This window comes from Stenotrophomonas sp. 05L44_2 (genome assembly GCF_056665995.1).
This window is the reverse complement of sequence record NZ_JBFTNR010000740.1, coordinates 1-2,029: the sequence shown is the minus strand read 5'-3', so window position 1 is coordinate 2,029 and position 2,029 is coordinate 1. Positions and strand designations below refer to the sequence as shown.

Below are 2,029 nucleotides of genomic sequence, written 5' to 3'. Positions count from 1 at the left end.
CAGGCCTCCAACGCCACCAACTCGGCCAGCGACCGCAAGGCGCTGCAGGCTGAAGTGACCCAGCTGGTCAGCGAAATCGACCGCGTCGCCAAGCAGGCCGACTTCAACGGCACCAAGCTGCTGGACGGTTCGTTCACCAGCCAGCTGTTCCAGGTGGGCGCCAACGCCGGCCAGGCCATCGCCATCAACAGCGTGGTCAACGCCAAGGCCGATTCGCTGGGGGCGGCCAGCTTCGCCAACGTCTACACCGGCACCAGCCTGGCTGCAGCCGACAAGGCCACCGCTGATACCACCTACTCCGGCCTGCAGATCTCGGTGACCCCGCCGGGCGGCGCCGCCACCACGGTCACCGTCAGCGACTTCACCGTGAAGGCAGGCGAATCGATCACCTCGGCCACCGCGGCCGCGATCAACAACAAGCTGGGCGAAACCGGCGTGGTCGCCTCCGTCAACGCCGGCGTGGTCAGCCTGGCCTCGGTCAAGGACGGCCAGACCTTCGCTCTGGGTGTCAGCGCGGCGACCCCGCCGGCCGGCGCCACCGCCGCCACCATCGCCGGCCTGGGCCTGACCGAGACCAGCACCAACGGCGGCACGCTGACCGGTGCAACGGCCAGCTTCGTCAAGGACCTGAACGTCACCACGGCCGAAGGCGCACAGAAGGCGATGTCGATCGTCGACAAGGCCCTCGAATCGGTCAACAGCGTGCGCGCCGACCTCGGCGCGATCCAGAACCGCTTCACCTCGGTGGTCGCCAACCTGCAGACCTCCTCGGAGAACCTGTCCGCATCGCGCAGCCGCATCCGCGATACCGACTTCGCAAAGGAAACCGCCGAGCTGACCCGCACCCAGATCCTGCAGCAGGCCGGTACGGCCATGCTGGCCCAGGCCAACCAGGTACCGCAGAACGTGCTCAGCCTGTTGCAGCGCTGACATGAGCCGCCCCCGGGGCACGTCGGGGGCGTCTAACCCAACTCACGTGCAACCGCTCAAGGACCTCTCCTCATGGCACAAGTAATCAACACCAACACGATGTCGTTGAATGCTCAGCGYAACCTGAGCACCAGCGGCAGCTCGCTSGCYACCACCATCCAGCGCCTGTCCTCCGGTTCGCGCATCAACAGYGCCAAGGACGATGCGGCCGGCCTGGCGATCTCCGAGCGCTTCGGYACCCAGATCCGCGGCACCGACGTGGCCATCCGCAATGCCAACGACGGCATYTCGCTGGCMCAGGTCGCCGAAGGTTCGCTGACCGAAATCGGCAACAACCTGCAGCGCGTCCGCGAGCTGTCGGTGCAGGCCTCCAACGCCACCAACTCGGCCAGCGACCGCAAGGCGCTGCAGGCCGAAGTGACCCAGCTGGTTTCGGAAATCGACCGCGTCGCCAAGCAGTCGGACTTCAACGGCACCAAGCTGCTGGACGGTTCGTTCTCCAGCCAGCTGTTCCAGGTCGGCGCCAACGCCGGCCAGGCGATTGCCATCGACAAGACCATCGATGCCAAGGCCAATGCCCTGGGTGGCGCCAAGTTCGACACCAACGCGCTGGCCCTGGCCGATCCGGGCACCAACGCTGATTTCAGCACCAGCGGCCTGTCGATCAACGGTGTGGCCATCGCCGACGTCTCGGTCAAGCAGGGCGCCGACGCCGCTGCCACCGGCAAGGCCTCGCGCGAAGCACTGGTGACCGCGATCAACGCCAAGATCGGCGAAACCGGCGTCTACGCCGAAGTGAACGGCACCACCGGCGTGACCCTGACTTCGGTCAAGGACAGCACCAACGCTGACGGCTCGTTCAAGGCCATCACCGCAACGCCGGGTACCTGGACTGGCGCCACCGCCCCGACCTTCACCGCCACCACCGCTGCGGCGGCACCGGCCTCGAAGTTCGCCAGCGATCTGGACGTCAGCACCGTCAAGGGTGCACAGCAGGCAATGGAAGTGGTCGACAAGGCCCTGGGTGCGATCAACAGCACCCGCGCCGACCTCGGTGCGATCCAGAACCGCTTCACCTCGGTCGTTGCCAACCTGCAGA

2 protein-coding genes are annotated in these 2,029 nt (G+C 66.7%); both read left to right on the top strand.

All coding sequences use genetic code 11. From position 1 onward, the window contains the following. On the top strand, nt 1–930 hold a 930-nt coding region (locus tag AC1VAN_RS20045; protein ID WP_480986558.1), incomplete at its 5' end, for a flagellin. A 72-nt stretch (nt 931–1,002) separates the two neighbouring features. Then, the coding region (locus AC1VAN_RS20040; protein WP_480986557.1) for a flagellin at nt 1,003–2,029 on the top strand (1,027 nt) is incomplete at its 3' end.